Here is a 24,661-nt window from a genome sequence, read left to right as displayed (position 1 = left end):
GCTGGACAACACCGGATCCCTACGCGCATCTGAAAGATGTTCTCACGCGCCTGCCGACGCGGCAGGCACGGCTGTCATGGCGCCTGAAGGAAAGATGATGGACTGCACTGCAAGGACTCACTCCTCCATCAGTGCAGCTATCAATGACGGATCATAGTCCGGACTGTCATAGTTGGCAGGATGCAAGAGCGCGAGCCCGGCTTTCTGGCAACGCTTCCAGCCGGAATGCAGGTTATCCACCAGAACTTCCGCCTGGGCGAGTTCACGCTCCGGCGCACCAGCTTCGCCTGGCCAGTTGTAAAGGCGCTCAAAAAAGTCTTCACATTCTGGCTCGTCTTCCATGATTATCCGTGACTCCTCAAGCCCGGCGTAGCCATTACGAGATGCCTCCCGCAGATCCTCGGCATGCGCGCGAAAATCAGCATCGCTCCAATCCTCAAATTCCTCGCGCAGAAATTCAGGCACTTCGGTCAACGACTTGAAACGGCGTGCGCTACGATCATGGCGAATCAAGGTCTCGAAGAACTCCAGGTCGCTATACGTAGAACCGGCAGACGGTAACCAGCCGGCCTCCTGATTATCTCCATACGCGCTGCGAACATGCTCACCAAGGAGTGTCAGGTAAGATGCAGCATCCGTCCTGGCAAAGATGCGCAACTGTTCATCCTTCAAGCGTTCAAAGCTATCGTGTCGTTGTTCATAGGCCTTGGCGAGCTCGTGGGCGCGTTTTTTCGCGTTTGCAAACCAAACGGGGGCGACTGCCATGTCTTTTTCCTCGAACGTAATGATTTATACATCGGCTTGAACGCCAAGCCAGGCAAAAACCCAAGATCGGCCAAGGACGCTTTTAGTCAAGCCTCAGCCAGCGTTTCAATTCAGCCCGGTTCGCCAACACTAATTGCTGAGCTTGAGGCCGTGCGCCATGCAAATTCGGGTTTACGTGAAACCGTTTCACTACCTACTTCGCCACCGCTTGAGAGCTTTCGACAACCAACCGCCCCGTCAGTCATTGCGTAATTCAATTCAATGAGCGAGCGTTGCGCCGGCGTCAGGCGCTCGTCCAGCTTGAAGATAACATTGATTTTAGTGTTCCATTCGACATCGTGTTCGCTGCCGTTGTCCGTCTGATCGTCGAGCAGCTCCGGCTCACCCCTACAACGACCCAGCACAAAGTCCCGGTAGTCACGGTTTTTCTCGCAATAGGCACGAACGTGCCAACGCATGCCGGTTAAACCAGCGGGTGCGGAGCGATCGTACGCCCTTCCACTTGCGGGGTTTTGAAAGACACATACCCGATGTCCAAGCGCCGCTTTTCCCAGCAAGCCTTGAGCAGTTGCCGCAGCACCTCCGGTCTCACAGAAGCTCCGGTCCTGCCATTCGACGTTGCCAGGATTCAGCATTTCGTAGCTTGGGAGCAGCACGAAGCCGCAGCACTGACCGTCGAAGCGCAGATGTAGTAGACCGAAGAGAGCTCGCGGGCGATGCGCAGTTTGCGAAGGATCGAGACCAAGGTTGGCCGGGGGTTGCTACGGGTCCTCAGCTCGGATGTGATTTTGAACACACCGGCTATAGCGTTTTCCGGTCAAACTCGATTTCAAAGTGGCGGGGTTCGACTCCAGGCACTTGCCCTGACGGCTCAGGAACTAACAGGATGCTCGACGGTTTTGACCTGTGGCGTGACCGGCCTCATCAGGTTTTGAAGCCGCGATTCGTGGCCTGATGGCAAAACCAGCCACTAATTCAGCGATTATAACGCGGGGTCATTTAGCACGAAGTGCTGTGGGAAGGGGCATGACTTCACAAACGCCAGCGCCAACCGCGATGTCCTCTACTACCAAGATCTTCATCTTCGCTGGAGTGAAACCAAGTACGCAGTCTTCACCAAACGTGGCGGTGAAACGCGCGAGACGGGCTTCGCGCGCGATGTCACCAGTCATTCTGCCAGTCACTTTACCCGTGCTGTCAGTGGATACGACCTCAATCCGCTCACGGCCTTTGTCGGTGTGGATCTGATAGTACCCTTGAGTAACCTTGTCCACGTGCATTGGCGAGGTAGCAGCGTGCGCTGTAGGAGATAGAGCAATGGCACCCGCTAGGGCGAAAAGAAAATGACGCATAATCCCTCCATGATTTTGATGGTAGGTAGCATCATACCTTCCGCCCAAGGCACAATGCCATCACTCCAGGTGCGAGCACCAAAGGGGTGGGTGAGGCGAGAGGTTCATGTAAATCGGCCACTAGGTGTTTTGAACTTCATATCATCTGCAGTGCATTGTTTGAACGTCTATTGGAATAAGTCGATGGGGGACTTAAGGCGTGAACTCTTGCAGCTTATCGGCTGTCTTTCCGGGCGCCTGTCTTTACTTGATGGGGCATTGATGTGAATGAAGTCGGTTCTGCCGGATGATGCAGATGGAACTCACCTCTCTGATGTGGGCCCTACCTGAGGGCTTCGTGGACAGCCGTTTGCTCGACTTCGATGAAGTGCAACGCTTGGCGGCCTCAGGTTCCAAGTGCAACAGTCAGTTGATAATGTTGAGCCGATTGGTTGCCAGCAGTTGCAGATGATCCGTCAACACTTCAACAGGGAATTTCCAGCCCAATGTCTGACGAGGTCGGGTGTTGAGCAAGTCGGCAATCTCGTCCAGCCGCTCCTGGCTAACCAGCGACAAATCGGTGCCCTTGGGTAAGTACTGCCGGAGCAGGCCGTTCGTGTTCTCGTTGCTGCCTCTTTGCCAAGGGCTGTGCGGGTCAGCGAAGTAGATCTTCATTCCCGTACGAGCTGTCAGCTCTTGATGCTTGGCCATCTCGCTGCTTTGGTCATGGGTCATGGTTTTCAGCAGCGCCGGTGCCATCCGCGAAAGTTCTCGCGTCATCCCCTCTAGCGCGGCGTCTGCGGTGGGCGCATCCAACTTGGCCAGGATCACGAAACGGCTCGTGCGCTCGACCATCGTCGCTACTGCCGAGCGATTGTTCGCGCCCATGATCAGGTCGCTTTCCCAATGACCTGGCACTTGTCGACCCTCGACCTCTTCAGGCCGGTAGCGAATATTCTGTTCAGCTGGATAGCGCTCGCGCCGAGCTGGCGCAGTGCTGCGAGTACGCCGCTTGCTGCCGCCCTGGCGCAGGTAACCAATGAGTTGACGCTTAAGCTCGCCGCGTGGGTATGCATAGATTGTCAGGTAGATCGTTTCGTGACTCACATGCCGCTCAGGATTATCAGGCCAGTAGTCCTTGAGTCTGGCGGCAATTTGCTGAGGAGACCAGCCCTTGGCCAACATGCTGTGTACGACCTGGAACAGTTCAGAACCAGGGGCAAGAATCTTGCTGCACCTCGGGACGTGTCTGAGGGCACGGGCTCGAGCACCGGCAGTGCTGGCGTCATAGTGCTCAGGCTGCGACTGGCGCCGCACCTCTCGACTCAGCGTGCTGGGTTGGCGCCCAAGAACTTGGGCGATGGCTCGCAGCGAGGCGCCTTGCATACGCATGATCATTAGCGTTACGCGCTCTTCGATGGTCAAGTGGGTGTAGTGAGTAGTCATGCAGCACCTTACCTCGGGTGTTGCACTTGGTCACTGAGACCGCCCAGTCTGGGTCGCTAACGGTCAGTCAATCAAGCCGTAAAATCGAAGGTGATTCACTGCCCTCAGGCGGGCGTGGTACGACCGGTATCATGTCGTAGCCAAGTACGGTCGTTTGGAGATCAACCGGCTGCGCGTGGATGAGGCTATCCTCGGCGACCTCGTGATCGGAGCACCCTCCCACTATTTCCGCGTAGCGAGTAGCCTCGCGCTCCAGTTGGCGATATTCAACCGATAGCTATCAAGGAAGTCTGATGCCGTTTTATCTGCAATTCGAACAGGTAGATGTATTTGCCGAGCGTCCCCACGAGGGTAATGCGCTGGCCGTGGTAGTGGGGGCCGACGAGCTGACAGCCGAGCAGATGCAGGCTTTCGCTCGCTGGACGCAACTCAGTGAAACCACTTTTCTGCTAAGACCTGAAGCGCCCGAGGCGCATTATCGCGTACGCATTTTTACCCCGCTACGGGAGTTACCCTTCGCCGGGCACCCTACACTAGGAAGTTGCGAGGTATGGTTGAAACAGCAAGGTAACCGCGAGAACGTTGAGATCATTCAAGAGTGTTCGGCTGGCTTGATTCGTGTGCTCAAGCAGGGGCGGTATTTGGCTTTCTCTGCTCCCCCACTGCTGCGCAGCGGCCCGTTGGACGCCAAGACGCTGAATCAGATCGAGCAGGGGCTCGGTCTTGCTGCGGGACAGATCTTGGCTAGCCAATGGGTGGACAATGGTCCTGGCTGGGCGGGAGTGTTGCTGGCGGGTCGTGATCAGGTCCTGGCGATCAAACCCGATTACGCCGCACTGCAGGGGTTGAATGTCGGCGTCATTGCGCCTTGGGCAGGTCCCGAGGCTGAAGCAGATGTGGAGGTCAGAACTTTTATGGGGGAGGAATGCAACGAGGATCCGGTCACGGGAAGCCTCAATGCAGGCCTGGCTCAGTGGTTGATCGGAGCAGGCATCCTTCGTGATCGGTACACGGTCAGCCAGGGCACGGTTATGGGGCGTCGCGGTCGGTTACAGATCGAATGCATCAACGGAACGATCTGGGTGGGTGGGGAGGTGCAGCACTGTATTTCGGGAAGGGCTGTCTTCTGCTGAGCCTGACGAGAGACATCTGAACCCAAAGGGGGGCCAATAACTCAAGTCTTCCAGCTGTAATGGAGTCACTAAGATCCGTGTCCAATGGCCTATTACAACGAGGAAGCACTGCATCCGGATGATGTTCATTGAAAATGTCAAAGCATCACTGAACATCCACTATCCGCAATGGGTGAAAAGCGCTCCGCCGTGGCCTGCAGTTATCGCCTCCAAATGCCAAAGGTATCCGGTAAAGACCTCTTCCACGTTAATGCAGACTTACTCTCCTTCAGAAACTCCGAGTTCGCGGCGTAATGGAATAAGCCTAGGATCATTGGGTGAGACCAGTCTGAGTTGTCGCCAATATCGAACTGCCTGCTCGCGACCTCCGCTGACACTATGTAGGTAGATCAATGCATAGAGAAGGTCGGAATCGGCCGGCGCCTGACTCAGGCCGGCTTCCAAGGCCTTGCGCGCGGCCTCGGATTGGCGCAACTGCAGCAAAAGCAGCCCTTGGTTGTAACGGATCCGGGTATTTTGAGGCGCGGCTTCAGCTGCCTCAGCCATATATACGGCTGCATCCTCAGGCTGACCACGCTCTACCAGCAAAAGCGCCAGCATGTAAGCCAGGTTCGCGCGGTCTGCCTTCGGTATGTCCTGCAGAGAAATACCCTTGCGCAGCACCCGTTCGGCTTCATCCATGTGCAGGGTCCTACTGGCGAGTGCCGCCAGGTTTACACGAGCAGGTGAGAAGTAAGGATCCATGCGCAAGGCCTGACGGTACTGTTCCATGGCTTCAAGTTCGCGACCGCGACGCTCCAGGAACACAGCCAAGTTCAAGCGGTTACCCGGCAAGTCGGCATTGGCGTGCAAACGTTGTTCGTATTCCTGTAACTGAGCCCTGAAACCCGCCCTGCGGGCCGATGGAAGCGCAGCCAGCGGAATATCCGCCAACGCACGTATGGCTTCGTCACGCACTGCGCGAAGAGGATCGTTGAGTAGCGGCAACAAATGCACAACCCGCTGCGCCGGGGTAAGCACCGTAAAACCACTTACCGCGTAAGCACGCACCAATGCGCTGTGGTCTTCCAACGCTTTGCTCAGGCTTGGTAGCGCAGCCCCGCCAAAGTCAGCCAGGCGATCAGCCGCCGTTGCCCTCACGATTGCAGGTTTGCCTAGGTCATCGATCACTTGGACAAGCAGGGCTATGGATTCTGCGCTGCGAGTACGCACCGCCTGAAAGGTTTCACCGTAGTGAGGTGGACGTTGCGGTTGGCCAAACCAACCCTTGACCGCTTCAGCTGCCCACTCAACCGTCTTGCCCTGGTGACATCGAGTGCAAGCGTCTGGGCTGCCTGTCGCTCGCGCAAGGTCCGGGCGAGGTATTCGTATACTGTGGTCTCGGCGGGGATCCACGACCATGTACGTTGCTTCTGGCATGTGACAGTTCACACACTGGCTGCCTGCCGATGACGGCGTGTGATGGTGATGGACAGGGCTGTCGTAGTTCTTTGCCAGCAAGGTGGGAAATCGCTCGGTCGGTGGCTTGGGGTTATGGCATTGCAGGCAGAGGCTGTTGCCCTCGCGTTTCACCCGTGTGGAGTGTGGATCATGGCAGTCGGTGCATGTCACGCCCGCCGCGTACATCTTGCTCTGGGTGTAAGAGCCGTAAACGTACACTTCTGCCTGGATCTGCCCATCGGCGTGATACAAATCTGGCCGCAACGTAGCCGGAAGCACTGCATCGAGTGACGGATGCCCGGGTTGCTGGGCAACGCCCAGGCCCTCACGATGACTGTGGCAGTAAGCGCATTGCTCGATGAGCCCCTGGGCCCCGAGGGCGGAGAAGTCCACCAGCAGACCGACGTCGCCAGCTGAGTCATGAGGGGTTTTCGATTGAGCCTTTCGTGCCCAGTTCACATGGGATTGCGCTGGGCCGTGGCAGGATTGGCACCCCACATTCTGCTCATGCCAGGTAGTGGCGAAGGTATCGCTCTGACTGTCATAGCCTTTTTGCAGGTTCGTGGAATGACAATCTGCACACATGGCATTCCAGTTCTGATATCGCCCGGTCCAGTGAAGTGCATCGCCAGCAGAAAAACGCTGACCAGGATAAAGGGAAAACCATCGCTGCCCGCCCGCGCTGGCAGGTCTGCTGTCCCAAGCGACAGTCAGGGCTTGCAGCCGGCCACCAGGAAAGGCTACCAGATACTGCTGTAGCGGGCGGTGGCCGAAGGTATAGCGAATCTGAAAGTCCGCGGGCTTGCCATCTTCTCCCTCGGTACGTGTGAAGAACAGGTCACCACGGCGGAAAAATCGCGTCTCGACGCCCGCATCGCTGAAGATTACGCCTGAGAAGTCTCCCAATACACTGGATGGATCCGCCACACGCATCGCCCAATCATGATCAGAGCCTTTCCAGGCCTTGGCTTGTTTAATGTGACACCCCGCACAGCTATCTGCTGGCGCGTAGCCGGCAGCGTTCTGGGCGAGCTCAGGGACCTGCGCGCCCGAGGCGTACCACGAAAGCGCTAGCAGCACCAACACGACACCGCGACCGAGACAACGATTCATTCCAATCCTATTGAGAAATTCACGTGAGAGCCCTTGGCGGAGTTACGCTCACCAGAGCGCCAAGGTATAGTCGATCTGCACCCGTGTCTCGTCGATTTCACGGGTGAAGTCGGCGCGGTAGTCGGCATTGCGCAGGCGAATGCCAAGGTTCCTAAGACTGCCGCTCTGGATGACGTAGCTGAGCTCGACATCGCGCTCCGACTCTTCGGCCTCGAACTTGGCGATGGGCAGTTTGAGCTGCCGACCATCCATGTAACGCCACATGAATTTCAGCCCTGGCACGCCTAGCGCGACAAAATCGTAGTCGTACCTGAACTGCCAGGTCTTCTCGCCGGGGTTGACGAACTCGCTGACCTGCGAGCCGCCGGTGTTCACGTATGGGCTGGTACCGGCAACGTAGGGCATGGCGGTGGCCCCGCTAAGTGCCATGTAGCCTAGACCGATGGAATGTCCCTGGGTACTGAGCGTGAACATGCTGCTGAAGGTGCGGTTGTCCACCGGGCCGGCTTCACCTGCGCCGTCTTCCCTGCTGATGAAATAGCGCAGGTCGCTGACCAGCTTTGCTTGCGGCAGCGCCCATGTATGCAGGAGGCTGATGTAGTCCTGCCGGTATAGATCCTGCAGCGTTGCATGGTAGTAACTGGTGGCCAGGCCCGCATTCCATTGGTAGTCGACGCCAAGGATGTCGAATTGGTCGCTGGTGGCAGAGCCATTGAAGCGACGATACGGACTGCTGATCGACATCGGCTCATGATTGGTCGAGTTACGCAGTTTAATCGCGTCGATACGCGTCACCTGAAGCGTGAGGTCGTCTATCTCACGGGAAGTCAGGAATGCGCCACGCATCAATGGTGGGAAAAGTCGCACGTTCATGCCGCGAGCCACGGGCGCGAGCACCTGCTTCGTACCGAGTTCGAATTGAGTCTTCGACAGACGGGCCTTGCCCAGCACGTCGAATTTTCCATAGCTCTCCCCCGGCTCACCGGTTTCAGCATCCACGCTGAGCAAGCCTATGCCGCTGCGCCCCGGACCGGAATCCAATTTGAAACCCAGCTGACCAAGCGCATCGACGCCAAAACCGACGGGGCCTTCGGTAAATCCCGAACGCATGTCCAGAACCAATCCCTGTGCCCATTCCTGGGTCTGGGATTGACCTGGCCCCTCACGGTAATCCCGATCGAAGTAATAGTTTTCGAGGGTCAGGCTACCCTTGCTGTCATTGATGAAACCACTGGCCATGCTGGAGCAGGCAAAAGGCACAACGGTGGCCATGAGCAGGCCTTTATAGGTGCTCAACATGAAGAAATACCTCTGATTGTTCTTATTGGTAGTCGCGGGCATGCCGCTCTTCCTTGCCCTGACGGGCTCCAGATCTTGAAGCCCGACAGCGCGTAGTCAGTTCTTTTTAAGCAGGGGTTCAGCCGGGCTCAGGTCGGGGTCCAAGGCAATGTTGTTGACTTGCGCGTAATGACGCCAATGAGCTTTCATGGTCTCGATCAGTTGCGGTTGTTGGCCGGCGAGGTCGTGCCGTTCACCCTTGTCCTTGGCAAGATCGAACAATTGCCAGGCATCGCCCGGCTTGCCGGAATACACCAGCTTCATCGAACCGAGGCGCAGTGCCGCGCTGCCGTCCACTTCCCAACCGACTACGCTGCGATCGCCGTTGAGGGTCGTGGCTCTCGGATCGCGCAGAAGCGGAACGAACGACTCGCCCTGCAACGGATGAACGGGGCGACCGGCATATTCGATGCCAGGTACCGGAACCTTGGCAAACTCCAGAATTGTCGGCATAAGGTCGCGCACATTGAGCAGCTCGTTTCGTTCTCCCGGTGAGATACCTCCCGGCAGGCTGACAATGGCGGGTACTCGCGTGCCCCCCTCCAGAACGCTCTGCTTGGCGCCGCGCAGTGGCGTGGCGCTGACCGCAGCCCAGTCTTTGCCATAGGCGACGAAAGAGTTGACCCGGCCCATGTTGGCGAGACTGTTGTCGAAATTGGCATTCACCCATTCAGCGAGGCGACCGTCGTAGTCCTTACTTTCCGGGCCGTTGTCGGACATGAACACGATCAACGTGTTGTCGTACTGGCCGGTTTTCTTCAGGTGTTCGACCAGCCGTGCGACCTGGTCGTCCAACTGTTCCACCATTGCGGCATAGATTTCCATCTTGCGCGCAGCATGCTGCCGGGCTTCTGTCGACATGCCGCTCCAATTCGGTGCATCCACGCTTGCGCTGGCGGCTTCTTCCTCGCTCAGCAGCCCCAACGCATGCATGCGCTCGACACGCTTGTTGGCGATCGCCTGGTAACCTGCGTCATAGCGGCCTCGGGTCTGTTGCAGATAGCGGTCCGGGGCCTGCAGCGGCCAGTGCGGGGCGGTGTAGGCGGCGAATGCGAAGAAAGGCTTGTTTTCGCGCCGGGCAGCGTCGATCGATTCGATCAGGTGATCGGTGTAGTTCACCGTGGCATTGAAGTCAGCCGGGAGCTCCACCTGCTTGCCATTGTGCAGGAAGGTCGCCGGGTAGTTGGGGAACAGGCCCATTTCCTTCTGCCGATAGTTCGCCGAACCGCCCTCCAGCACCACATAGGACTCTTCGAAACCGCGATTTTGCGGCTGCAACTCAGGCGCTCTGCCAAGGTGCCACTTGCCGGAAATAATGGTTTTGTAGCCAGCGTCGCTTAAAAGCTGCGGCAAGGTGACGGCGTTTTTGTTCAGCACGCCTTCGTATCCCGGCAGCACGGGTTGGCTGGCGAAGCGACGCTTGCGTACTTCGGCCATCAGGCCGAGGCCGGAGAGGTGCTGGTCGTTACCTGTCAGCAATGCGGCACGCGTCGGCGAGCAACTGGGCGCGGTGTGGAAATCGCGTAGAACTACACCACTGCTGGCCAAAGAGTCGATCGTGGGCGTATGTATCTCGCTACCGAAGGCACCGATATCCGAGTAACCAAGATCGTCAGCCACCACCAAAAGGATATTGGGCCGTTGATCCGCAAGCGCGAATGGGGCGGAGCACAAGGCCGTGACAAGCAATGCGCAGGCACGAAAGCGCCGAGTTGGAATTGTCATTTGAAGGCTCTCTATAGCAGGATGAGGGGCGGCGTGTCAGATGTGGCGGTCGCGACGCGCCGACAGACAGAACATCGCCACGGCGGCGACCACGATGCCAGGCGCCGAAGCGAGCATCACACCGAGGGTGCCGCCGCCGAGGGCAAGCACCTGACCGGCCACCAGCGGCCCACTCATGGCACCAATACGCCCGACCGCCAGCGCACTGCCGACGCCGGTGACGCGCACATCGGTGCGGTACAGCGGCGGGGCCAATGCGTACAGCACGCCCTGGCCACCTGTAGCGAAAAAGCCAGCGACCGCGCCAGCGAGCAACATCGAGGGGAACTCGCTGGAAACGCCGAGGATGGCGAGAGCAGCAAGGATGCCGGCGTAGACCAGCGATGAGATTGCCCAGGCCGGTAGCCGTTGGGCCAGCGCCCCGAGCACCAGCGTGCCGACCGCTGCGCCAATCTGCAGGGAGAACATCACCCAGCCGGCCTGCGCCGGGCTGAAGCCCTGGTCAACCAACAGGCTCGGCAACCAGTTGATCAGGATGTACACCACCATGAGCGTGAAGAAGTAGCTGACCCAGAGCAGGAGCGTGACAGTCGCGGCGCCCTCTTGGAACAGCCCCTGCCAGACGCCGGTACGCGGCGTCTCGGACTGCGCCTCACGCTGGATAAAAGCCGGCGATTCGGGCAGGAACAAGCCAAGCAGCGGCACGATCAGGAGCGGCACCACGCCACCAACGATGAACACCGTCTTCCAGCTTCCGGCATAGCCGGCGATGCTGATACCTGCCGCGAGCGCTGCCCCCAGCGGCACGCCACAGTACATGAGGCTGACGGCGAAACCGCGCAGCCGTCCTCCAGCACACTCACTGGTCAGGGCGATGAGGTTGGGCAACGCGGCTCCGAGACCAAGGCCCGTAAGCAGGCGCGCGCCCAGCAAGCTAGGGAAGTCCCAGGCCTGGGCGGTGGCGAGGGAAAATATCCCGAACAGCGCCACCGAGGCCATTAGCACCCGTTTGCGACCGATGCGGTCGGCCAGCCAGCCGCCGACAAATGCGCCGGGTAGCAAACCAAGGATGCCGGCGCTGAAGACCCAGCCCATGTGCAGGTTGTCGAGGGCGAAGTCGGCGGCGATGCCCTGAGCGGCGATACCGGCAGCCTGCAGGTCGAGACCCTCCATCAAGGCGACCAGAAAGCACAGGCCGATGGTGAGCGATAGGTGAGTGTTGCCAGCCGGCGCGGCTTGCTGGGCGGCAAAGTTGTGCAATGCTTTCATCGTTGATACCCGAATTGTTGTTGTTGGGTCGATGGGGAGCCGGCATGAGCCGGCTCACGGTAGTTCAACGGCGAGCGAGCAGGTCCAGTGCTACGTCGACGATCATGTCTTCCTGGCCACCGACCATGCGTCGTTTGCCCAGCTCGACAAGAATGTCCACCGCCTTGATGCCATAGCGGGCAGCGGCCATCTCGGAATGGCGCAGGAAGCTCGAGTAGACCCCGGCATAACCCAGCGCCAGGGTTTCGCGGTCCACCCGCACCGGCCGGTCCTGCAGCGGACGGACCAGGTCGTCGGCGGCATCCATCAGCGCGTATAGGTCGGTGCCGTGGTTCCAGCCGAGCTTGTCGGCGGCGGCGATGAACACTTCCAACGGAGCGTTGCCGGCACCGGCGCCCATACCGGCGAGGCTGGCGTCGATGCGGTCGCAGCCCTCCTCCACCGCGGCGATGGAGTTGGCCACCCCCAGGCTGAGGTTGTGGTGCGCATGGATACCGGTCTCGGTGTCCGCCTTCAGCACCGCCTTCACGGTGCGGAATCGCGCTCGGATATCTTCCATGTTCATCGCGCCACCCGAGTCCACCACGTAGATGCAGGTGGCGCCGTAGCTCTCCATCAGCTTGGCCTGCTGCGCCAGCCCTTCAGGCGTCTGCATGTGGCTCATCATCAGGAAGCCCACGGTGTCCATGCCCAGCTCGCGGGCATACTCGATGTGCTGGCGCGAAACGTCCGCTTCGGTGCAATGGGTGGCCACGCGCACGATGCGGGCACCGGCGTCGTAGGCGTTCTTCAGATCATGGATAGTGCCGATCCCTGGCAGCAGCAGCGTGGCGATCTTGGCGTGGCTGACCGCGTCGGCGGCTGCTTCGATCCATTCGAGGTCGGTGTGGGCACCAAAGCCGTAGTTGAAGCTCGAACCCTGCAGGCCATCGCCGTGGGCGACTTCGATGGAGTCGACCTTGGCCCGATCCAGGGCGGTGGCGATGGCCCGCACGTCATCCAGCGAATACTGGTGGCGGATGGCGTGCATGCCATCGCGCAGGGTCACGTCGGAGATGTAGAGTTTCTTGCCGTTCATGCCAGGGGCCCCATTGCTTGCGCCATACGCTCGGCGGTGGCCAGCGCGGCTGAGGTCATGATGTCGAGATTACCGGCGTAGGCCGGCAGGTAATGGGCTGCGCCTTCGACTTCGAGGAACACGGAGGTCTTGAGGCCGGTGAAGGTCCCCTGCCCCGGCAAAGTGAGGTTGTGCACTTGTTCGAACTGCACCTGCTGCTTGAGGCGGTAGCCCGGCACGTAGGCCTGCACCGAGGCAGCCATTTCCTCGATGCTTGCCGCGATCTGCTTTTGGTCGGCGGTCTCGCTCAGCACGTACACCGTGTCGCGCATCATCAGCGGCGGCTCGGCGGGGTTCATGATGATGATCGCCTTGCCCTTGGTCGCGCCGCCGATCACTTCGATGGCTTTGCTGGTGGTCTCGGTGAATTCGTCAATGTTGGCCCGGGTACCGGGGCCGGCGGACTTGCTGGCGATCGAGGCGACGATCTCGGCGTAGTGCACCTTGGCCACGCGCGACACCGCCGCGACCATGGGGATGGTGGCCTGGCCACCGCAGGTGACCATGTTGACGTTGATCGCCTGCAGGTGCTGTTCGAGGTTGACCACAGGCACGCAGTACGGACCGATGGCCGCCGGGGTCAGGTCGATCATGCGCAGGCTGGCCTTGTGCTGGCGCAGGAAAGCGTCGTTCTTCACATGGGCACCAGCGCTGGTGGCGTCGAAGACGAAATCGATGTCCTGAAACACCGGTAGGCGGGTCAGGCCGTCTACGCCATCAGCGGTGGTGGCCACGCCCATACGGGCGGCGCGGGCCAGCCCGTCGGAAGCCTGGTCGATACCGACCATCGCGGCCATTTCCAGGTGCTTGGCGTTGCGTAGGATCTTGATCATCAGGTCGGTGCCGATGTTACCGGAGCCGATGATGGCGACTTTGCGTTTCTGGCTCATGGAGGTCTCCGTCACTCGCCGCTGAAGGTCGCGCCGACGCGGCCAAGGCCGTCGATCTCGGCTTCGAAATGGTCGCCCGGCGCCACCGCCACCATCGGCCCGAGGGCGCCGGTGAGGATGATGTCGCCAGCACGCAGCGGCTCGCCCAGGCTCGCCATGGTGCGGGCCAGCCACACGGCGGCGTTGAGCGGATGACCGAGGCATTCGGCGCCAGTGCCGCTGGACACCAGCTCGCCGTTGCGGGTCATGCGCATGCCCACGCTACGCAGGTCGAGGTCTTGCAGTTGGCGGGCCGGGCCGCCAAGCACGAAGCAGCCACTGGAGGCGTTGTCAGCCACGGTGTCGGCGAAACGGATATTCCAGCCCTGCACGCGGCTCCCGACGATTTCCAGCGCCGGCAACACATGGCCAGTGGCGGCGATCACGTCGGCGAAAGTGGTCTGTGCGCTGGGCAGGTCGTGGGCCAGCACTAGGGCGATCTCGGCCTCGATCTTCGGCTGCATGACGCTGGCGTACGGCACGCTTTCGTTGTCGCCATAGCACATGTCGGCGAACAGGCTGCCGAAGTCCGGCTGGTCCACGCCCAGCTGGGCCTGTACCTTGGGATTGGTCAGGCCAATCTTGCGGCCCACCAGGCGACGCCCGTCAGCCAGGGCATGGGCAACGTTCAAGCGCTGGATGGCGTAGGCCGCCTCGGCATTTTCCGCGCCGATGACGTCCCGCAGCGGGGCAATGGCCTCACCCTGTTGCTGGGCACGGCGCAGGTCGGCAGCCAGGCGCTCGAGGGTTTGCGAATCGATGGTCATGGGATGTACCTCAAATCAGTGCTGGAGGAAGTCCAGTACCAGGCGGTTGAAGGTGTCGGCGTGCTCCCACTGCGCCCAGTGGCCGCAGTTGTTGAACACGTGCAGTTCGGAATTGGCGATACCGGCAATCAGGCGCAGGCCGACATCCATGGGCACGAAGCGGTCGTTGCGGCCCCAGATCACCAAGGTCTTGGCCTTGATTTCGGCCAGACGCGCGCTGAAGTCGGGGAACTGTTTGGGGTTGGCGGCCAGGCTGGCAACGAAGTTTTCAAGGTGGTCGCGGCGGCTGAGCATGTTGTCCAGGCGGGTCTGGAACAGCGCCTCAGTGAGGTCGCTCGGGTCGTAGACGAAGACGTTCATCATCTTCTTCAGGTTGTCGATGGTCGGCTCGCGGTACAGACCGTTGATCAGTTTGATGCCTTCGGTGGGCATCGGCACGAAGGGGCTGGCGCCGCCGGTGCCCCCGCCCATCAGTACCAGTTTGCCGACCCGTTCGGGGTAGCCCAGGGTGAAGGCCACGGCACTGTGCCCACCCATGGAATTGCCAAGGATGTGCACGCGCTCAAGGCCGAGAACGTCGAGCAAGCCCTTGAGCGCGGTGGCATTGAGGTCCGAGCGCGAGCCGCGGCAGACAATCGGGTCACTCTTGCTCCAACCCGGGCAGTCCATCAGCACCACACGGTAGCCGGCGGTCAACAACGGTTCGATGTTGCGGTTGAAGTTGGCCCAACCGCTGGCACCTGGACCGGACCCGTGCAGCATGACCACGGTCTCGGCGCCTTCGCCCAGGTCGTTGTAGTGCACTTGCAGGTCCAGCTCGCCTTCGCGGATGTGGGCGAAACGGCTGCTTGCAGCTTCGCTGATGGCAATGCGGGTCATGATGGGAGTTCTCCGTTCATCAGGTAATGGAATGGGCACTGAGCGAACCGAAACCGGCGATCCACTCGGGAATCGGCCGGTAGTAGCGCTCACGGGCCTGGTAGTCGCCGAATGCAGCGAGCGCGGCGAAGGCCGCCACCCAGGTCTTGACCTCGTGGGTTGATTTGCCGGCCAGGGTCGACAGCTCGGCATTGCCCATGCCATCGAGCTCACCGAAGCGCTGTTGTTCGAGCAGGTCGAGGAAGTGGTTGTCCCAGGCTGGGTTGAGCGGGTGTAGGCTGTGCTGGTCACGCACGAAGCCCTCGGCGGCGCTGATTACCCGTTGCTGGCGGGCTTCGCGTTCGTTGGCCGGCAGGTCGCGGCCGCTGCCCATTAGCCGGTCGGCCATGCGCGCATCTACATGGGCCAGCTCCGGCACCGGCGGCTGGTGCGACAGGCCACCAGAGCCCAGGAACAGCACGCGTTTTCCAGTGCCCTGGGCGAAACTACCGATGGCTTCGCCGAGCAGCCGGGCGCGAGCGAAGCTTGGCAGCGGCACAGCCACGCTGTTGATGAATACCGGGATCACCGGCTTTTCCGCCAGGCCACCGAGCAGAAACTCCAGCGGCTGGGCAAAACCATGGTCGACCTGCATGCGGTAGGACACGGCCACGTCCACTCCGGCTTCCAACACCGCAGCGGCACAGGCCTCGGCCAGCTCACGGGGCACGTCGAGCGGTCCGGCGGCGCTCTGAAAATCGCCGATGGCGGTAGCTCCCATGCCGATGCAAAAGGCCGGCATGACGTCATAGAAGAAGCCGTTGTAATGGTCCGGGGCAAACAGCACCACCAGCTCGGGGTCGAATGCAGCGATGCGTGCGCGGGCGGCTCCGATCACTTCGTCGACCTCGGCCAGCACGGCTTGCGGCGGGTCGACATAGCCGACCAACGGGGTATGGGACAGGCAGTGCAGGTAGGCGCTCATCTCACGCCACCTTCGATGCCAGAGACGCCTGAGCGCTTGGCTGTGGCTGGGCAGCCAAGGCGCGCAGCAGGGTATCGCTGGCCTGACCGATGGTTTGCGGGATGGCCACCGCGCCGACGAAGCGGTCCGGGCGCAGCAGTGCGATGGATACCGGGTAGAGACCGAACCATTGCTTCAGGCGGCCCGTGCAGTCCCCCACGCGAATCACCCCATCTCGCACTTTGCGACCGGCCTTGAGTTGCACGTCCGGCACAACCTGCATGAAGCAGGCCCCGAGCGCACGCCAGGCTTGCTCCTGGTCGGCGCTCAGACCCCAGAGCGGATCGCTGCCCCAGGCAATGAAGGCGAAGTTGCTGCCGATGACGTCATCAAGCAGGCGGATTTCGCCCGATTCGGTGACCACTTTGGGCTGGATGAACATGCGCCCGACTGCTGTCGTCTTGCTGTCCTCGGCGCCGACCAGCGCCCCCTTCGTATACTGGGGCATGGGTTTGAAGCGCATTTCCAGGAAGTAGCGCTTGACCGCCGGGAGGTAGTTTAGCGCCCAGGAAATTCCGTCGCGCAGCGCGCCCTGCCAGCGTTTGGGCGGCGCCAATACATGGCCGGCCAGCACCGACAGGTCGATCATTGCCTTGGCATGGTCGCGGCGCTCCTGCTCATAGGTGTCGAGCAGCGCTTCGCCGGCCAGGCCCTTGACCACCAGGGCCAGCTTCCAGCTCAGGTTGCTGGCGTCACGCATGCCGCTGTTGTAACCCTGGCCCTGCCAGACCGGCATGATGTGCGCGGCATCGCCGGCCAGCAGCACCCGCTTATCCCGGAAGCGGCCGGCCAGGCGGGCATTGTGGGTGTACACGCGTTTGCGGATAAGATCGACGCGGTCCGGATCGGGCAGCACCTTGGCCAGCAGCTTGCGCAGGTTCTCCGGCTTGCCCAGCTCCTGCTCGGTCTCACCCGGCATCACCATGAACTCGAAGCGCCGTACACCATGGGGGAGCGCCGCCGATACGTAAGGGCGTACCGGGTCGCAGCACAAGTACACATTGGGGGTGCCCAGCGGGTCGTTGGCGATATCGATGACGATCCACTGGTTGGGGGCGGTCTTGCCCTCGAAAGAGATTTCCAGGGTACGACGGATCAGGCTGTTGCCGCCGTCACAAGCCACCAGGTACCGCGCCCGCACAGTTTCCTGACGACCGTCCGGAGCAGTCATCTGCAGGCTCACGCCTTCGTCGTCCTGCTGGAACTGCACCACATCGCGGGAGAACAGCGTGCGCACATGGGCGAAGCGTTCCAGACCACGGTGCAGCACCGCATCGACCTGCGGTTGGATGAACGCATTGCGGCGCGACCAACCGAACTCGTCGGTAGTCGGCTGGATATCGGCAAAGCAACGGCCCTTGGGCGTGAGAAAGCGCATGGCGTGCCACGGCGTGGTGTGTGGCAACACCTGCTCGACCAGGCCGATGGCCTGCACGGTGCGCAGCGACTCGTCATCGATGCCGATGGCGCGCGGGTAGTCGATCAGCTGGTCGAGCTTCTCGATCTGGAGCACCTGTACGCCAGCCTGGCCGAGATAGTTGGCGATGGCCAGCCCCACGGGCCCGGCACCGATGATCACCACGTCTGCGGTGTAATCGGCCTGAATGTGATCTGGATGCGGCTTATTCATTGTTGTAATCCTCGACACTGCCCTCGGCGGCCCGGAAGGTTTCCAGGCAAGCCGCGACCGTCCTCGCGCTGACAGGCGCAAGGGGGATGACTGGGCGTTTTGACTGGTACGGGTCTAGCGGAATGTCGCTACGCTTCGCAGGGCAAAGACGCAGGCAATGAATGCAGGTAAAAATGGCGAGTGCAGGCAGGCATAGCGCATGGTGTGTTCCCCTGTCAGGGTGTTTGTAGTTGTTGCGGCGAGTATAGGAATGGCACCGATTGCCCTACAATGAAAAACAGTCCCGCCGAGCACTTAGTGCACATCATTGTTTTTTATGGATTTTTGTGAATAGAGACCGAGATTCCGATTACAAGACCGTGCGTGGCCTAAGCCGCGGCCTGGCCCTGCTCAACGCCTTGAACCGTCTGGATGGGGGCGCCAGCCCAACGCGCCTTGCCGAGCTCACTGGCTTGCACCGCACGACCGTTCGGCGCCTGCTCGAAACTTTGCAGGACGAGGGCTACGTGCGCCGCAGTGAATCCGACGATAGCTTCCGCCTGGCATTGAAGGTCCGTGAACTGAGCGAGGGTTTTCGCGACGAACAGTGGATTTCCGCCATCGCCGCCCCCCTGCTTGGCGACCTCCTGCAGCAGGTGGTCTGGCCGACTGACATATGCACCCTGGAAGTCGACGAGATGGTGGTCCGCGAAACCACCCACCGCTTCAGCCGCCTGTCGTTCCACCGCTCCATGGTCGGGCGTCGCTTGCCGTTGCTGCAGACCGCCACGGGGCTGGCGTACCTGGCATTCTGTGATGAAGCGCAGCGTGAGCAGATCCTGGCACTGCTAGCCAGCAGAGACGAACCTGAGTACCGCCTGGCGCGTGATCGCTTGGCGCTGGATAACATCCTGCGCAAAGCGCGCCATCGGGGCTGTGGCGAGAACTACATGGGCTGGAACCAGGAAGCCAACATCGCGTCCATTGCAGTCCCTTTGTACGACGATACCCAGCGACTGCTGGGCTGTGTAAGCCTCATATACATTGCAAAGGCAATGAGTATCCAGCAGGCAGTCGATCGCTATCTGCCAGCCCTGCAGACATTCGCTCAACAAGTTCGGCAAAACCTAACTCGTGAATCGCTTGCGGGGTCTGTAAGCCCTCAATAGACGCTTTTGGCCGATTTCTGCCCGTTGCCACCGACAGCTTCGGGTCCAGGCTGTGTGAAAACGCAGTAAATACATCGATAATTCAGAGTCGAGCTGACTGCCTGTGGAATCAGCACGCGAGAGCGCGAATAGCCTCACCCAGCGAAAAAGACGTTTGCAGCGCTATATGGGCCGCGTCAGCGGCCCATATAGCTGTTTGCGGGCCAGCAAACAGCGGGGTTTACGCCCTGATCGCCTCAAGTAACCCTGCGAGGCCGAAGATGCTCATCATTCGTTTGAGGTTGTAGGCGAGCACGTGAAGGCTCATTTCGGTGCTTACCCTCGGCAGGTTTTTGATCAGGAAGTGGGTACTTCCCATCCAGAATTTGAGCGTGCCAAAGGGATGCTCCACCGTCTGCCGGCGAACCTTCATCTTCCCCGGATCATGCTCCAATCGAATCTGCACTCCTTCGACTACGGCTTCATGCTCCCAGCGCTTTAATCGCCGCTCTTTACCGGTCGTACACTGCTTCTGCATCGAGCAGCTCACCAGTAGCAGTGCAGTAGCATGCCGTCTTCCACTGAGGAATGCCGGCGCGTCAGCAACTGACCCGCAGGGCATCGATATTCGTCCGAAGCAGCCATGTAGATGAAGTCCTGCTTGCCGAATCGGCCTTCCGCTTTGCTGCTCGATGTCAGTGGTTTAGGTACAAAGGTGGTGATGCCAGCTTGCTCGCAAGCAAGGATTTCCGAGCCTTTGTAATAGCCTCTATCAGCAACCACCGTCAGCGCCTCAGCACCGATTTCTTCCCGTGCCTGGTTAGCCATATTGCTCAGTTGCCCGCGATCATTACCAACGTTGGTGACCTCATGGGCAATGATCAGATGGTGTTTGTCGTCGACTGCTGTTTGTATGTTGTACCCAACTGTGCCGGAGCCTCGGCCGCTTGTGGCCATTGAACGGGCATCTGGATCGGTAAGTGAGATTTGCTGATCGGGACTGGCTTGAAGCTGCGCCTCGATGTCCTTGAGTTTTTGCATCTGCTGTTTCAGTTTTTCGACTTTGTCTTTCAACCGCTCAGTCTTGGCCTCGGCCACTTCCGGCGCTGCCCGATCCGCTGAATCCATTGCCGCTAGATAGCGGTTGATGCTCTGCTCGATCTGCTGCATGCGCGCCTTCACTTTGCCTTGAGTGAAATTGCGGTCGCGGTTATTCACGTCTTTGTATTTGCTGCCGTCGATGGCGATGATCGATTGGGAGAAGAGATTGAGGTTGCGGCAAAGTACAACGAACTGCCGGCAGACACTGCGAATGGCTTTACCATTGTCTCGGCGAAAGTCGGCAATCGTTTTGAAGTCAGGCGCCAATCGGCCTGTCAGCCACATCAGCTCGACATTACGCTCAGCCTCACGCTCAAGCCGGCGGCTGGACTGAATTCGGTTGAGATAGCCGTAGATGTAGATTTTTAGCAGCACTGCTGGATGGTAAGCCGGACGACCCGTTGCCGCAGGATCGACACCCTCGAACCCGAGTGTTCCAAGGTCGAGTTCATCGACAAAAACGTCGACTACCCGAACTGGGTTTTCTTCGGTGATGTAATCGTCCAGGCACTCCGGCAGCAACGTGACTTGCGTCCGAGACTCACCTTCAATGAATCGCTTCATGATCGTCCCCGCCGCGATCTCGACGATCAGAAGGTTAGACAATCGCAGGCGTTTTCACACAGCCTGGGTCGATTGCGGCCATTGGAAAGTAATACATAGCCGATCCAACACACATGCCCCAGTGGCTCACGACGCACTCACTGCAGTCTCCGGTTCTAAAGCGAAGGCTCAAAGATCCCTTTATTCCATGCCAAAGGCTGCCTGACTAGCCAAAGTGAATGCCAGTTACCCGGCTGGATTTCGCCATGAACACTTCAACTTCCGCCCTGTTGCTTACCTTTGTGGTGTCGCTCGGCGCCGCTGCTCAAGACACGCCGGAGCGCTCGGATCTCGGCCTGGTGCAGCAGCAAATCACCTCCATTGAACTGTTGGCAGACCGCGCAAGCACCGCCTCAGTCAGTACCGCTGAGCCTCGTTATCGCTTCGACTACCCGAGGTTCGCAGCGGACCTTGAACGTGTGCGCCAAGGCATCCAAAAATACCTGTCTCCTTCGCGTGCGCAGCCAGCCGATCTGGTCGAACTGACCGGTGATTCCTGAAAGGCCTACACCACCTGGTAACACCTGATTTTCACGCGAAACCCTGAGTAAGCACTTGGCTGAAGGTCAGACAATCTAAGAGGAACCAATAACAAGCCAACAAACTGAAGAGATTTCACGGTGGGGCAAAAAGTGGAGCAAAAATGAATTCACCGCAAAAAACCATAGCCATAAAAAAATCCAGTCACCGTTAAGTGACTGGATTCTTTGGAGTTTTTTGGTCGGGACGGAGTGATTCGAACACTCGACCCCTTGCACCCCATGCAAGTGCGCTACCGGGCTGCGCTACGCCCCGACTACATTCTCACAACCTCTGAGAACGATGAGAAATCTACCCTAACCTTTTGATAAATGAAAGCTTTTTTTTAAAAATTTCCATTCATCGGCTCAAGCTCACTTCTTCAAGACAACCAGCACATCCTCCAACTCAACAATCATCTGCCGAATCAGCTGCTTGTACTGGCTTGACTCATCCTTCACCTCATCACTGGAGAGCCGTAACCGCGCCCCGCCAATGGTGAACCCCTGGTCATAAAGCAGCGCGCGAATCTGGCGGATCATCAGCACGTCTTGGCGCTGGTAATACCGTCGATTGCCCCGCCGCTTCACAGGGTTGAGCTGAGGGAACTCCTGCTCCCAATACCGCAGCACGTGTGGCTTTACGGCACACAACTCGCTGACTTCACCAATGGTGAAGTAGCGTTTGCCCGGTATGGGGGGCAGTTCGTCGTTATGGCTTGGTTCCAGCATAGGCCTCAACCCGGGCCTTCAACTTCTGCCCTGGACGAAAGGTGACGACGCGCCGTGCAGTGATCGGGATCTCTTCCCCTGTTTTGGGGTTGCGGCCCGGCCGCTGGCGTTTGTCGCGAAGGTCGAAGTTGCCGAAACCGGACAACTTGACCTGCTCGTTCTCTTCAAGTGCGTGCCGAATTTCTTCAAAAAACAGCTCGACCAACTCCTTGGCCTCACGCTTGTTAAGCCCCAGCTCCTCGTACAGCCTTTCGGCCATCTCAGCTTTCGTCAGAGCACCCATGCCGTTATTTCCTTAACGTGGTGTTCAACCTTTGTTCAAGCGAGGTGAGGATGTTTTGCAGGGTAGTGTTCACCTCATCGTCGTTAAGAGTGCGCGATGGATGCTGCCAGGTCAAGCCGACGGCCAGGCTTTTTCTATCAGGATCAATACCTTTACCCTGGTAGACGTCAAACAGCCTGAGGTCTGTAAGCCATTCGCCTGCATTGTCACGAATTACTTCAAGCACGGCGCTGGCAGCCACGTCACGGCCGGCGATCAGGGCCAGGTCGCGACGGGTTTCCGGGAACTTGGAGAGTTCGCTGAATTTCGGCAGGCGACCTTCGACCACATCACCCAACACCAGCTCGAAGACGTACACCGGGCGGTCCAGACCCAGGGCCTTGGCAACTTCCGGGTGCAGGGCGCCGAGGTAGCCGACTTCCTTGCCGTCGCGCTGGATGAGAGCGGTCTGGCCTGGGTGCAGGGCGGGGTGTTTGCCGGCGGCGAAGGTGAAGTCGCTCAGGGCGCCCGAGTAGCCCAGCAGGGCTTCGACATCTGCTTTCACATCGAAGAAGTCGATGCTGTCACGGCCGTTGGCCCAGCCTTCTGGCAGGCGGCTGCCGGTGACGACGCCGGCGATCATGGGCTGCTGCTTCAGGTCACCCAGCTGGCCGACGAAGCGCAGGCCGCTTTCGAACAGGCGCACGCGGTCTTGCTGGCGGTTGAGGTTGTGCTGCATAGCTTTGACCAGGCCCGGCCACAGCGAGGCGCGCATGGCGGCCATGTCGCTGGAGATGGGGTTGGCCAGCAGCAGCGGCTCTACGCCTGGGGTGAACAGCTCGAACAGCTTCGGGTCGATGAAGCTGTAGGTGATGGCTTCCTGGTAGCCGCGGGCGACCAGCAGGCGGCGCAGGTTGGGCAGCTCACCGCGGGTTTCCGGGTTGGCCTTGGGTGCCAGGCGCGCTTGCGGGTAACGCACTGGCAGGCTGTTGTAGCCGTACAGGCGGGCCAGCTCTTCGATCAGGTCGACTTCCAGGCTGATGTCGAAGCGGTGGCTTGGCACCTTGACGGTCCACTCCCCTGCCCCGTTGGCCGTGGTGGTCAGCTCCAGGGCGTTGAGCATCTGCTCGACCTGGGCGGCCTGCAGCTCCATGCCGAGCATCTGGGTGATGCGTTCGGCGCGCAGGGTCACCGGAGCGACTTGCGGCAGGTGCTGTTCGCTGACGGCTTCGATGATGGGGCCGGCTTCGCCGCCGACAATCTCCAGCACCAGTGCGGTAGCGCGCTCCATGGCTTCGCGGGCCAGTTGCGAGTCGACGCCGCGCTCGTAGCGGTGCGAGGCGTCGGTGTGCAGGCCGTAGGAACGGGCCTTGCCAGCAACGGCGATCGGCTCGAAGAAGGCGCTTTCGAGGAACAGGTCGCGGGTTTTTTCGGTGTTGACGCCGCTGTGCTCGCCACCCATCACGCCGGCAATGGCCAGGGCGCGGGTGTGGTCGGCGATGACCAGGGTGTCGGCGCGCAGGGCGACTTCCTGGCCGTCGAGCAGCACGAGCTTCTCGCCCTCTTCGGCCATGCGTACGCGGATGCCACCGTTGATTTCGGCGAGGTCGAAGGCGTGCATCGGCTGGCCGAGTTCGAGCATCACGTAGTTGGTGATGTCGACGGCGGCGTCGATGCTACGCACGTCGCTGCGGCGCAGGCGTTCAACCATCCACAGCGGGGTGGGCTTGCTGAGGTCGACGTTGCGGATGACGCGGCCCAGGTAGCGTGGGCACACGGCCGGGGCGCTGACTTCGACCGGGCGCACTTCGTCGTGGGCAGCCGGAACGGCCGGCACCACCGGGCGGGTGACCGGGACGTTGTACAGGGCGCTGACGTCGCGGGCCAGGCCAGCCAGCGACAGGCAGTCACCGCGGTTGGGGGTCAGGCCGATTTCGATGCTGGCGTCGTCCAGGCTCAGGTACTGGCGAATGTCTTCGCCTACCGGAGCGTCGGCAGCCAGTTCGAGCAGGCCGTCGTTTTCTTCGCTGATCTGCAGCTCTGCTGCCGAGCACAGCATGCCGAACGACTCGACGCCGCGCAGCTTGGCCTTCTTGATCTTGAAGTCGCCCGGCAGTTCGGCGCCGATCATGGCGAACGGGATTTTGATGCCCGGGCGCGCGTTGGGGGCGCCGCAGACGACCTGGAAGGTTTCCTGGCCGTTGCTGACCTGGCAGACGCGCAGCTTGTCGGCGTCGGGGTGTTGTTCGGTGGCGAGGATTTCGCCCACGACGATGCCGCTGAACTGGCCGGCAGCGGGGGTTACGCTGTCGACTTCAAGGCCGGCCATGGACAGGCGGGCGACCAGTTCGTCACGGGAGACTTGCGGGTTTACCCAACCGCGCAGCCACTGTTCACTGAATTTCATGCTGTTCTCCTGAAAATTGCGTCGAT

At 60.2% G+C, this 24,661-nt stretch carries 21 protein-coding genes, 1 tRNA gene and 1 pseudogene; 4 read left to right on the top strand and 19 right to left on the bottom strand.

What is annotated here, in order from left to right; genetic code table 11:
• Nucleotides 1–117: 117 nt before the first annotated feature.
• Complete coding sequence (locus JET17_RS10170) at nt 118–765, bottom strand: hypothetical protein (protein ID WP_012313882.1); 648 nt, start codon at nt 763–765, stop codon at nt 118–120.
• Nucleotides 766–875: 110 nt separating this feature from the next.
• Entirely contained in the window at nt 876–1,223 is a 348-nt protein-coding gene (locus tag JET17_RS10165) for a hypothetical protein (protein WP_233100421.1), read from the bottom strand.
• A gap of 72 nt (nt 1,224–1,295) precedes the next feature.
• Between JET17_RS10165 and JET17_RS10160 the strand changes: the two genes are divergently transcribed.
• Nucleotides 1,296–1,457, top strand: a complete 162-nt coding sequence (locus JET17_RS10160; protein WP_190273321.1) for a hypothetical protein — start codon at nt 1,296–1,298, stop codon at nt 1,455–1,457.
• A 303-nt stretch (nt 1,458–1,760) separates the two neighbouring features.
• On the opposite strand, the gene JET17_RS10155 is transcribed toward JET17_RS10160, so the two are convergent.
• Both JET17_RS10155 and JET17_RS10150 read right to left on the bottom strand, forming a co-directional pair.
• Nucleotides 1,761–2,117: a hypothetical protein gene (locus JET17_RS10155; protein ID WP_042111341.1), complete on the bottom strand. Its 357-nt coding sequence runs from the start codon at nt 2,115–2,117 to the stop codon at nt 1,761–1,763.
• Between the two features lie 405 nt (nt 2,118–2,522).
• A complete protein-coding gene (locus JET17_RS10150) occupies nt 2,523–3,542 on the bottom strand; it encodes an IS30 family transposase (protein ID WP_012313881.1) in 1,020 nt (339 codons plus the stop codon).
• A gap of 293 nt (nt 3,543–3,835) precedes the next feature.
• Between JET17_RS10150 and JET17_RS10145 the strand changes: the two genes are divergently transcribed.
• Nucleotides 3,836–4,675 (top strand): PhzF family phenazine biosynthesis protein, encoded by an 840-nt coding sequence (locus JET17_RS10145; protein ID WP_012313880.1) that lies wholly within the window; start codon nt 3,836–3,838, stop codon nt 4,673–4,675.
• A 258-nt stretch (nt 4,676–4,933) separates the two neighbouring features.
• On the opposite strand, the gene JET17_RS10140 is transcribed toward JET17_RS10145, so the two are convergent.
• The 10 genes from JET17_RS10140 to JET17_RS10095 form a co-directional block, all read right to left on the bottom strand.
• Nucleotides 4,934–7,228 (bottom strand): tetratricopeptide repeat protein, encoded by a 2,295-nt coding sequence (locus JET17_RS10140; RefSeq protein WP_012313879.1) that lies wholly within the window; start codon nt 7,226–7,228, stop codon nt 4,934–4,936.
• Nucleotides 7,229–7,276: 48 nt separating this feature from the next.
• Nucleotides 7,277–8,527 carry an OprD family porin gene (locus JET17_RS10135; protein WP_042111933.1) on the bottom strand — a complete coding sequence of 417 codons (1,251 nt, stop codon included), beginning with the start codon at nt 8,525–8,527 and terminating at the stop codon, nt 7,277–7,279.
• A gap of 96 nt (nt 8,528–8,623) precedes the next feature.
• Complete coding sequence (locus JET17_RS10130) at nt 8,624–10,291, bottom strand: arylsulfatase (protein ID WP_012313877.1); 1,668 nt, start codon at nt 10,289–10,291, stop codon at nt 8,624–8,626.
• 36 nt (nt 10,292–10,327) lie between these two features.
• Complete coding sequence (gene mhpT / locus JET17_RS10125; protein ID WP_012313876.1) at nt 10,328–11,560, bottom strand: 3-(3-hydroxy-phenyl)propionate transporter MhpT; 1,233 nt, start codon at nt 11,558–11,560, stop codon at nt 10,328–10,330.
• A 64-nt stretch (nt 11,561–11,624) separates the two neighbouring features.
• Nucleotides 11,625–12,638, bottom strand: coding sequence for a 4-hydroxy-2-oxovalerate aldolase (mhpE, locus tag JET17_RS10120; RefSeq protein ID WP_012313875.1), 1,014 nt, complete (start codon nt 12,636–12,638; stop codon nt 11,625–11,627).
• Nucleotides 12,635–13,567, bottom strand: coding sequence for an acetaldehyde dehydrogenase (acetylating) (locus tag JET17_RS10115; RefSeq protein ID WP_012313874.1), 933 nt, complete (start codon nt 13,565–13,567; stop codon nt 12,635–12,637). The genes mhpE and JET17_RS10115 overlap by 4 nt, the downstream gene beginning before the upstream one ends.
• Before the next feature lie 11 nt (nt 13,568–13,578).
• A complete protein-coding gene (gene mhpD, locus JET17_RS10110) occupies nt 13,579–14,373 on the bottom strand; it encodes a 2-keto-4-pentenoate hydratase (protein ID WP_012313873.1) in 795 nt (264 codons plus the stop codon).
• A 15-nt stretch (nt 14,374–14,388) separates the two neighbouring features.
• Nucleotides 14,389–15,252: an alpha/beta fold hydrolase gene (locus JET17_RS10105; RefSeq protein ID WP_012313872.1), complete on the bottom strand. Its 864-nt coding sequence runs from the start codon at nt 15,250–15,252 to the stop codon at nt 14,389–14,391.
• Nucleotides 15,253–15,271: 19 nt separating this feature from the next.
• Nucleotides 15,272–16,216 carry a 3-carboxyethylcatechol 2,3-dioxygenase gene (gene mhpB, locus JET17_RS10100; RefSeq protein WP_012313871.1) on the bottom strand — a complete coding sequence of 315 codons (945 nt, stop codon included), beginning with the start codon at nt 16,214–16,216 and terminating at the stop codon, nt 15,272–15,274.
• Nucleotide 16,217: 1 nt separating this feature from the next.
• A complete protein-coding gene (locus JET17_RS10095; protein WP_012313870.1) occupies nt 16,218–17,885 on the bottom strand; it encodes a bifunctional 3-(3-hydroxy-phenyl)propionate/3-hydroxycinnamic acid hydroxylase in 1,668 nt (555 codons plus the stop codon).
• Nucleotides 17,886–18,211: 326 nt separating this feature from the next.
• Between JET17_RS10095 and JET17_RS10090 the strand changes: the two genes are divergently transcribed.
• Nucleotides 18,212–19,033, top strand: a complete 822-nt coding sequence (locus tag JET17_RS10090; protein ID WP_012313869.1) for a DNA-binding transcriptional regulator — start codon at nt 18,212–18,214, stop codon at nt 19,031–19,033.
• A 220-nt stretch (nt 19,034–19,253) separates the two neighbouring features.
• On the opposite strand, the pseudogene JET17_RS10085 reads toward JET17_RS10090, so the two are convergent.
• Nucleotides 19,254–20,677 (bottom strand): annotated as a pseudogene (locus tag JET17_RS10085) (IS1182 family transposase).
• Nucleotides 20,678–20,922: 245 nt separating this feature from the next.
• Between JET17_RS10085 and JET17_RS10080 the strand changes: the two are divergent.
• On the top strand, nt 20,923–21,216 hold the full coding sequence (locus tag JET17_RS10080; protein ID WP_042111338.1) for an RAQPRD family integrative conjugative element protein: 294 nt from the start codon (nt 20,923–20,925) through the stop codon (nt 21,214–21,216).
• A gap of 218 nt (nt 21,217–21,434) precedes the next feature.
• Here JET17_RS10080 and JET17_RS10075 read toward each other — a convergent pair.
• From JET17_RS10075 to pheT, 4 genes are all read right to left on the bottom strand, one after another.
• A tRNA-Pro gene (locus JET17_RS10075) sits at nt 21,435–21,511 on the bottom strand.
• A gap of 98 nt (nt 21,512–21,609) precedes the next feature.
• Nucleotides 21,610–21,966 (bottom strand): MerR family transcriptional regulator, encoded by a 357-nt coding sequence (locus JET17_RS10070; RefSeq protein WP_008100384.1) that lies wholly within the window; start codon nt 21,964–21,966, stop codon nt 21,610–21,612.
• A complete protein-coding gene (ihfA, locus tag JET17_RS10065) occupies nt 21,947–22,249 on the bottom strand; it encodes an integration host factor subunit alpha (RefSeq protein WP_003250679.1) in 303 nt (100 codons plus the stop codon). Before ihfA ends, JET17_RS10070 begins: the two co-directional genes overlap by 20 nt.
• A 4-nt stretch (nt 22,250–22,253) precedes the next feature.
• On the bottom strand, nt 22,254–24,635 hold the full coding sequence (pheT, locus tag JET17_RS10060) for a phenylalanine--tRNA ligase subunit beta (RefSeq protein ID WP_012313867.1): 2,382 nt from the start codon (nt 24,633–24,635) through the stop codon (nt 22,254–22,256).
• Nucleotides 24,636–24,661 lie beyond the last annotated feature (26 nt).

Origin of the sequence: Pseudomonas putida (assembly GCF_016406145.1) — a bacterium.
Classification (GTDB): Bacteria; Pseudomonadota; Gammaproteobacteria; order Pseudomonadales; family Pseudomonadaceae; genus Aquipseudomonas; species Aquipseudomonas putida_E.
This window is presented reverse-complemented; position numbering and strand designations above follow the sequence as displayed.

What these genes read in the sequence shown, in the direction of transcription:
- JET17_RS10170 (WP_012313882.1), bottom strand. Translation starts at nt 765, where the DNA reads ATGGCAGTCGCCCCCGTTTGGTTTGCAAACGCGAAAAAACGCGCCCAC.
- JET17_RS10165 (WP_233100421.1), bottom strand. Translation starts at nt 1,223, where the DNA reads ATGCGTTGGCACGTTCGTGCCTATTGCGAGAAAAACCGTGACTACCGG.
- JET17_RS10160 (WP_190273321.1), top strand. Translation starts at nt 1,296, where the DNA reads ATGTCCAAGCGCCGCTTTTCCCAGCAAGCCTTGAGCAGTTGCCGCAGC.
- JET17_RS10155 (WP_042111341.1), bottom strand. Translation starts at nt 2,117, where the DNA reads ATGCGTCATTTTCTTTTCGCCCTAGCGGGTGCCATTGCTCTATCTCCT.
- JET17_RS10150 (WP_012313881.1), bottom strand. Translation starts at nt 3,542, where the DNA reads ATGACTACTCACTACACCCACTTGACCATCGAAGAGCGCGTAACGCTA.
- JET17_RS10145 (WP_012313880.1), top strand. Translation starts at nt 3,836, where the DNA reads ATGCCGTTTTATCTGCAATTCGAACAGGTAGATGTATTTGCCGAGCGT.
- JET17_RS10140 (WP_012313879.1), bottom strand. Translation starts at nt 7,228, where the DNA reads ATGAATCGTTGTCTCGGTCGCGGTGTCGTGTTGGTGCTGCTAGCGCTT.
- JET17_RS10135 (WP_042111933.1), bottom strand. Translation starts at nt 8,527, where the DNA reads ATGTTGAGCACCTATAAAGGCCTGCTCATGGCCACCGTTGTGCCTTTT.
- JET17_RS10130 (WP_012313877.1), bottom strand. Translation starts at nt 10,291, where the DNA reads ATGACAATTCCAACTCGGCGCTTTCGTGCCTGCGCATTGCTTGTCACG.
- mhpT (WP_012313876.1), bottom strand. Translation starts at nt 11,560, where the DNA reads ATGAAAGCATTGCACAACTTTGCCGCCCAGCAAGCCGCGCCGGCTGGC.
- mhpE (WP_012313875.1), bottom strand. Translation starts at nt 12,638, where the DNA reads ATGAACGGCAAGAAACTCTACATCTCCGACGTGACCCTGCGCGATGGC.
- JET17_RS10115 (WP_012313874.1), bottom strand. Translation starts at nt 13,567, where the DNA reads ATGAGCCAGAAACGCAAAGTCGCCATCATCGGCTCCGGTAACATCGGC.
- mhpD (WP_012313873.1), bottom strand. Translation starts at nt 14,373, where the DNA reads ATGACCATCGATTCGCAAACCCTCGAGCGCCTGGCTGCCGACCTGCGC.
- JET17_RS10105 (WP_012313872.1), bottom strand. Translation starts at nt 15,252, where the DNA reads ATGACCCGCATTGCCATCAGCGAAGCTGCAAGCAGCCGTTTCGCCCAC.
- mhpB (WP_012313871.1), bottom strand. Translation starts at nt 16,216, where the DNA reads ATGAGCGCCTACCTGCACTGCCTGTCCCATACCCCGTTGGTCGGCTAT.
- JET17_RS10095 (WP_012313870.1), bottom strand. Translation starts at nt 17,885, where the DNA reads ATGAATAAGCCGCATCCAGATCACATTCAGGCCGATTACACCGCAGAC.
- JET17_RS10080 (WP_042111338.1), top strand. Translation starts at nt 20,923, where the DNA reads ATGAACACTTCAACTTCCGCCCTGTTGCTTACCTTTGTGGTGTCGCTC.
- JET17_RS10070 (WP_008100384.1), bottom strand. Translation starts at nt 21,966, where the DNA reads ATGCTGGAACCAAGCCATAACGACGAACTGCCCCCCATACCGGGCAAA.
- ihfA (WP_003250679.1), bottom strand. Translation starts at nt 22,249, where the DNA reads ATGGGTGCTCTGACGAAAGCTGAGATGGCCGAAAGGCTGTACGAGGAG.
- pheT (WP_012313867.1), bottom strand. Translation starts at nt 24,635, where the DNA reads ATGAAATTCAGTGAACAGTGGCTGCGCGGTTGGGTAAACCCGCAAGTC.